General features: G+C 42.5%; 4 protein-coding genes. 1 reads left to right on the forward strand and 3 read right to left on the reverse strand.

Annotation, left to right across the window (positions count from 1 at the left end):
* Positions 1–106: 106 nt before the first annotated feature.
* The 3 genes from GPL15_RS15350 to GPL15_RS15360 all read right to left on the reverse strand — a co-directional run bounded on the left by GPL15_RS15350 (position 107) and on the right by GPL15_RS15360 (position 4937).
* A complete protein-coding gene (locus GPL15_RS15350) occupies positions 107–1819 on the reverse strand; it encodes a GH25 family lysozyme (protein WP_215699564.1) in 1713 nt (570 codons plus the stop codon).
* A 96-nt stretch (positions 1820–1915) separates the two neighbouring features.
* Positions 1916–3043, reverse strand: a complete 1128-nt coding sequence (locus GPL15_RS15355; protein WP_215699565.1) for a cell wall-binding protein — start codon at positions 3041–3043, stop codon at positions 1916–1918.
* Positions 3044–3140: 97 nt separating this feature from the next.
* Entirely contained in the window at positions 3141–4937 is a 1797-nt protein-coding gene (locus GPL15_RS15360; RefSeq protein WP_215699566.1) for a sugar phosphate nucleotidyltransferase, read from the reverse strand.
* Between the two features lie 721 nt (positions 4938–5658).
* Here GPL15_RS15360 and GPL15_RS15365 point away from each other — a divergent pair.
* On the forward strand, positions 5659–7359 hold the full coding sequence (locus GPL15_RS15365; protein WP_215699567.1) for a cell wall-binding protein: 1701 nt from the start codon (positions 5659–5661) through the stop codon (positions 7357–7359).
* Positions 7360–7554: the final 195 nt, after the last annotated feature.

Consider the following 7554-nt stretch of genomic DNA (forward strand, 5'->3'; position numbering starts at 1 on the left):
AAAATGAAGAATCGCCAGAACCGGCATTTACCGGAACTGGCGATTCTTCATTATGGAGTTATTTTACAGCCCCTTTTTCGAAAATCCCTTGAGGTATCATGTAAAATTACGGTTCACCAGGCCCTTTCGGTCTGTGCTCTGTCGATGTTCCGCCTTCAGATCCATTTCCCCCCGGAGCATCTCCGGCAGAAACTGTGCCGTCGCCTCCAACACCGTTCCCGCCGGGCGGAGCCTGATTCGGAGTTCCATTCGTCACACCACTTGTTCCATCACCAGATCCTTCAGCGGGTACATCAGCGGGATCAGCCGGAACCTCTGCTGGTGACAATGAACCATCAGACGCGGCGTTATAATCCACTCCGTTAATATTAACTGTAGTATTGGATACCATGGTTCCCGTCGCCGGATCCATATAGTAAAGAACTTCGTTCACATTTATCAGCCCGGTATTCATAGAGCCGTCGCCGCCAAAATAATACCAGTTATTATTCCACAGCCGCCAGCCAGTCGTCATACGTCCGCTGTTTTCACTTAGGAAATAGCGTTTGCCGTTCTCATCATGCCATCCGGTCTTCATTTTTCCGGCATTATTTCCATTGCCCTGCTCCAGATAATACCAGCTGCCGCCATCGTTCAGCCATCCCGAAGCCATAGAGCCGCTGCCCGGTTTAAAGTAATACCAACTGCCGTCCAGCGATTTCCATCCGCTGACCATAGCCCCACTCTGATCTAAATAATACCGGTTAGAGTTATCATCGAACCATCCGGTTCTCATAACGCCGTCGGACTGATTCATAAAGTACCATTTATCACTGACATTCTGCCATCCGGTACTCATCTGTCCCGAATCCGGAAGCAGATAATACCACTTGTTATCTTCCTGGTGCCATCCGGTCACCATCTTCCCGCTGTCGGCATCCAACAGGTAGTGTTTCCCATCATCCTTTTTCCATCCTTTATATGCCGTGCCGTCGGATTGGATATAGTACCGGTCAGGTCCGTCGTTAATCCACACATTTTTTGCCATCTGATGGTCCTTATAGTAATAAGTAATTCCATCGATTGTACGCCACAGATCAGCTGGTAAATGTTCAGAAAGGTCAACATACTGGAAATCAATATCCACATTGCCGTTGACGCCGTTCACCCTCCCGGTGCTGGTAGCCTGCCACATAACCGGATTCTCAAAAACGTGCTTCTTCTCATAGCGCGCAACCCATACGTCATAATCCAACTGGGACATATCCAGTTTATTGGCCAGCCAATAGTCGTTGGCATAGAGAATTGGATAATATCCGGCGTCTTTGATCTTGGTGCAGAAGGCATTTGCCAAAGCACTCAATTCGGAGGGGGACATGGTGCTCTGAACCTCCGCTTCGATGTCAAATGCCACCGGATAAGAGATCTTATAATCTTTAATTAATTTCAGCACAAAATCCGCTTCATCTTCCGCCATCTCGACGGTTGTGGCATAAGAATAAATGTAAACTCCCACGTCCAGCCCGGCTGCCGCCGCATTTTTAGCATTGATATCGAAATAAGGATCTACATTTCCTGAATATCTGGTTCCCAGCATCACAAACTGAATATCATCAGCCGCAACCGCGTTCCAGTCTATGACACCCTGCCAATGTGATACGTCAATACCGCGGGCATGAACATCTTCAATGACTGTGCCATCCAGCATCTGGTATTCACCATTTACTTTTTTATAATCAGCATAAGCGTCAAATCCCATGCCCGGAATAGAGGCCGCAGGGCCGCCGATTCCAATGATGCCTGCCAGCGCTAAAACTGCCAGTCTCTTATAATTGTGCATTTTAATTAGTCCTCCTTTGAGTAATTAAACTAGCCGTTTAACACAAAGGGTGAAGGCTTTTTCGAAAATGCCTTCACCCTTGATGTTAAAAATGAATTAATGAGGTCCGTCCGTTCTGCCAGGCTGCAGTCCAACGCTGGTAGTACCGGAATTTGAAGAGCCCGGAGAGTTGTAATTCGAATTCGGATTAGAATTCGAAGACCCCGGTGCATTGGAATTAGATCCTGAGTTCGAAGACCCTGGTGCATTGAAATTCGGATTGGAATTTGAGGAGCCGGGTGCATTCGAGTTAGAGCCGGAATTTGAACCAGGTGAAGAATTATTGATTACATTATTGGCGCCGCCTGAGCCTCCCGGTGTGGATCCGCCTGAGTTACCGCCAGGGGAGTTATTATTGGACGATCCGGTGTAAACGCCGTTGGAATCAAAGGTGTAGCTTGATCCATCGATTGTCAAGGTTTGGTTGACAGCCATCTTGCCGGTAGATGGGTCTAAATAATAATATTTGCCATTCAGGTTCAGCCATCCGGTCTGCATATGGCCCGCGCTGTTGAAATAGTACCAGTTATTGTCGATCTGCTTCCAACTGTTGGCCATGCTTCCGTTATTCAAATCCATGTAATATTTATTGGTGCCGTCGCTCAGCCAGCCGGTCAGCATCTTGCCATCCGAATTCAGGTAAAAATAATCATTGCCGATTTTCTGCCAGCCGGTCATCATCTTAGCGTCTGAACCGAAATAATACCAAGAGCCTTCTATGTTTTTCCACCCAATAACCACAGTGCCGTTCTCTTTAAAATAATACCAGGCATTGTCCATATCCCGCCATCCGGTAACCATGGAACCGTCACCCTTGAGGAAGAAATAATCCTCTCCAATCCTGAGCCAGCCTTTAACCATAGTGCCGTCATCCAGCATAAAGTACCATTTCCCATTATCCTGAACCCATCGGGTTGCCATTATTCCATTGGATTTGAAATAATACCAATTATTGTTAATCTGCTTCCACCCAATGCTCATGAGCCCGGTGGACAGATCCAGATAATAATAACCGTCGTTAGTCTGAATCCACCCCTTATGTTTGCTGCCGTCCGTATCATAATAGGCCCAATTGCTGCCCTCCTGAGTCCAGCCGGCCGCCAATGCGGAAAATGCACCGGCGCCTGACATCGCGGTGATCAGCCCAGCCAATACACACGCGGTCATCCATTTACTCCGTATCATCAAAAATCCTCCTCTCAGTAAATCCAAAATCCAATAAATTCGACATAGAATTTATTTCATTATATCACAACGTCTGCCATAATTAATAACAATTTTATTACAATTTCGTCAACGCTTTGCGGTAATATTTTTTTGCATACCGGTACATGATCAGTGTATATTCGCCAAATTCCTCCCCAACGGTGCTTTTATAGATGGCCCATAAGGTCCAGAGGAATCCCCCCAGGGCCATGTAGGAGTAAATGACAAAAGATTCTTCTTCACTGGCATTGCGCCCAAAATAAATTTGAATCAGCCGCTCCGTTTCTTCTTCATCATAATAGGAATAAATAGCACACATGGCAACGTCGATCAGCGGATCGCACATTCCCGAATATTCCCAGTCGATCAGCCGGATACTTCCATCAGGCAAAAACAGGAAATTGTCGGCAACGCTGTCGATATGGGACAGTTTTTCCGGCCTGTTCAACCGGTCCAGCTCATCCAATAGCTGAATCATGTTGGCCCGGACCTGCTTATAATCCTCGAATAAGAGATTTTCCCCCGCTTCATGGCTGAGCTGGCTTTTACACAGCTTTTCATAGAAAATGATCCGCTCCCTGACGTCAAAGCGGTGATCCACCTGAATTGCGGCATCGTGAAGGGAGTGAAGGGCTTTCATGCACGATGCCACCTCATTCCAGTCCCGGGCATTGGAATTCACAGCCCCTTCGTAATATTCTGATATTTTATATCCCGTCTCTCCATCGAAATATACAATATGTTCTGTCAAACCCAACCCGCTTACCGCATCATAGACATTTTTTTCCTGCTCCCGGTTAATTAATAGTTCAGTCCCCGGTCCTGGAATTCGGCAGATATAGTGTTTTTGATTGACACAGAATAAAAATGATTTATTTGTCATGCCGGCTTTCAAACACCGTATTTCCGTAATCTCAGATTCCGGCACTTGAAATACACTCGCAACCAGCTCCATGGCGGCATTATCCGACCGGGTTTGATATTTAGGGTCAAACAGCCTCAATTCTTCCAGATTCTCAAATTCATATACCTGCTGGGCGGACTGCTTATTGATATAAATCTCAAATTTATCAATCAGATCAAGCAGAACCTGCTCCCAATAGAACTGTTCTGTCCCCGGCTCTTTATAATATTCCTCCAGCACATCGAGAAACTGTTGGGAGAAATCCTTAGACCAGAATACAGGCCCGTACATAAACCAGGAGTTGTGCCCGCCGATACAAACTTCCGTAATCCGTCCCTTCTTATTAAAATTAAGACACCATTCAGAAGTGTCTCCATCACCATATATTGCGGAATACCAGGTACCGCATTCATAGGTATGGTACATGTTGTTCCTCATCCAGTTATCCGAGGAGAGCACATACATGTTATGCCCCCTGAGGATTTCCCTGGCATGCCAAATGGTTGCCAATGTATTTTTATGAGAATATTCGCTATTATATAGAAGCTTTACACCATATTTATCGATAAGATATTCGAATTTTTCCTTTAAATATCCCACTACAATGGTGATATTATAGATGCCGGCTTCATGGAGCTGCTTGATCTGACGCTCAATCATCCGTTCGCCAAAAACCTCTAAAAGCCCTTTGGGAGTTTCATAGGTTAAGGGAACAAAACGGGACCCAAAACCGGCGGCTATGATAACTGCACCGTCCACTTTATAGGATTCCAGCAACTCTTTTCCTTTTTCTAATAAGATATAATGATATTTGTTATCGGGAGAAAGGGAGATGTAATCATTGGCTATGCATTCTTTAACCAGATTATTTATTGTTCCCAGTGAGACATCAAGCTGTGAAGCCAGCTCCCGCTGAGTGATCTCCGGGCGTTCCCAGACGCAGCGGCAGATTAATCCAAGTCTGTCCATATATTTAAACCTCCGTGTTCAATTTGTGGTTGAAAAATAAATATATGAACATTATATATGGTTTGAAGGGAAATTACAAGAGGGATGGCGGGGGATGTAAAAAGTTATTTGTATTTATGTAAGGGTTCAGACAGATTATCTTTTTGGCTGAAAAAGCGGGCCAGGAAGCATCGCAGGTTCATTCAATGTGAAAATGATACTTAAATTTGCTGATAAGCGGGCTTGACGCTGGCTTCTGCAGCATCTTCCCGCCGTCTGAACTGCTGCGTATTAATAATAGATTTTTCTTTGGAGAGGGTGGGAGTTTTGGATTTCAGAATATATATGTACATCTCGTTTAACGACTTTACATAAATATATACTCTTATGAGAAATGTCCTGAGATTGAAAATACTTCTGATTTGGCAACAATTACTGCCTTGTATTAAAATTAATACAATATTTTGTAAAAAAAGAGCTTTCGTAAGCTTTACGTAAGAAAATGTACAGAGAATGTCTATGGTATTCTGGAAAATTGTGTATTATACTATCTGTGTGATGGAGGAAATGGTATATTTTCCGTATCTTAGAGGAACTGGTAATTCTTTTATTTTTTGCATAACATATCAAAAAATGTTAAAAAAGTATTGCTAAATTCCCGATTAGGAAGTATAATTACCTCGTAATGCAATTAGGAATTTCAAAAAGTATTCAAAAAAGGAAAAAGGAGAGTGCATTAATTATGAGAAAGCAAACTAAATTAGTTGCAGTTTTATCTGCAGCTGCTTTACTCGCTATCGGTGCATCCATGACATCTTTCGCAGCTACAGGCTGGGCAGAAGAAGATGGCACATGGGTTTATTATGACAGAGACGGCGAGAGAGTAACAGACGAGTGGAAGAAATCAGGTAGCAACTGGTTCTATCTGGATGAAGATGGATATATGGCTACTGACGTTCTGATCGAAGATGACGACGACTACTACTATGTAGATGAGAACGGCGTTATGGTAACCAACTTATGGGTATCTATCGAGAATGAAGAAAAAGATGATGATGATGATCCAGACAACTGGTGGTATTATTTTGGAAGTAATGGTAAAGCATACAAGAGATCTGACAGCGCTTCTAACGACGTTTCTTTAAAAACTATTAATGGCAAGAAGTATACTTTTGATGAAGAAGGAAAGATGCAGTTTGGCTGGGTAGCTGACGGTGAAAGACAGACCGATGATGATGCTTGGCAGAATTGTGATTACTACTTTGGTGATGAGAATGACGGTGCCATGACAGTGGGCTGGAGAGAAATTCATATTGTTGATGAGAACTATGAAGGAAGTCAGCCTAACGATGATATTTGGGATGAAGATCAGGATCGTTGGTTCTGGTTCAAGTCTTCAGGTAAGAAGCAGACTGATAGTGTTAACAAAAATATCAATGGTAAAAAATATGGTTTTGATGAATATGGCCGTATGATCGCTGAATGGTATACAGAAACTACTTATGTAGATAAAGATACTACAGCAACAGCATCTGACGGTAGCCTTTCCGTTAAACAGGGTAACTCTTCTTATACCGAAGGATTTATGTATTTCAATTCACCGGAGAGTGGCGCTCGTTATACTAAGGGCTGGTTCAAAGTAACTCCTGGTTACTATTTACAGCAGGGTAAATATGAAGATGGTGATTCTTACTGGTATTATGCAGATGGTAACGGTAACTTATATGCTAACGTTATTAAAAATATTAATGGTAAGAAATACTTATTTGATAACTATGGACGTATGAAGAGTGGACTTCGTTTTGTTCATATGGCAAAAACAGCAAATAATGTAATTTCAAGTACAGAGGTTTCAACTATTTATGCTGATGATGCAGACAACTATCCATATGATACAGAAGATGGATTTGATGCATTTGTAAATCACTATATGGATGAAATTAATTCAGGCGAAATCAGATGTTACTTCTTAGGCGATGGCAGTGACGGATCTATGAAGACTGGCAAACAGAACGTAGTTATCGATGGTGATACTTTCGCATTTGAATTTGAAAAATCTGGTTCTAGAAAAGGCGCTGGTAAGAATGGTTTAGTTGAGAAAGATGATAAACTGTACTTAGCTGGTAAAACTGTAAAAGCTGACAAAGATGATAAGTATCAGATCTATGCTATTAAGGCAGATGATACAGTAGTTAAGATGGATGTTGAAGATTTCTTGACTTTCTGTGATGATACAACAACATCCTTATCTACAAGCAAGCAGGAAGATGGCGATAAACAGTGGACATTTAAGGCTGGTAAGAACGACTTTGTTGATGCTAAGTTCTACTTAGTTAATACATCAGGTAAAGTTATCGACAGCAAGTCAAACTGCAAAGATGGTAATGATTATAAGTTCGAAGTTAAGAACAGAAAGATCGTTAGCGTATTACTTGAAGGCTAATTTATAACTTCTGATAAGAAATTCTAATTGCCAACAAACAGGGGAAGGCGACACTATTGTCGCCTTCTCTTATACATTAAAAGTGACAGTTTGTCATTTTTTAATAGACTTTATAGCGTCAGTTGTAAACTGAAATTCCATACCTGTGATTTCAGTTATAGAGTAAACGTTTTATTTATTAGGGAAAAGCAACAG

The organism is Clostridium sp. MCC353, assembly GCF_018785315.1.
Classification (GTDB): domain Bacteria; phylum Bacillota; class Clostridia; order Lachnospirales; family Lachnospiraceae; genus CHH4-2.

Coding starts and splice junctions, on each gene's coding strand:
- GPL15_RS15350 (WP_215699564.1), bottom strand. CDS start 1,819: ATGCACAATTATAAGAGACTGGCAGTTTTAGCGCTGGCAGGCATCATT.
- GPL15_RS15355 (WP_215699565.1), bottom strand. CDS start 3,043: ATGATACGGAGTAAATGGATGACCGCGTGTGTATTGGCTGGGCTGATC.
- GPL15_RS15360 (WP_215699566.1), bottom strand. CDS start 4,937: ATGGACAGACTTGGATTAATCTGCCGCTGCGTCTGGGAACGCCCGGAG.
- GPL15_RS15365 (WP_215699567.1), top strand. CDS start 5,659: ATGAGAAAGCAAACTAAATTAGTTGCAGTTTTATCTGCAGCTGCTTTA.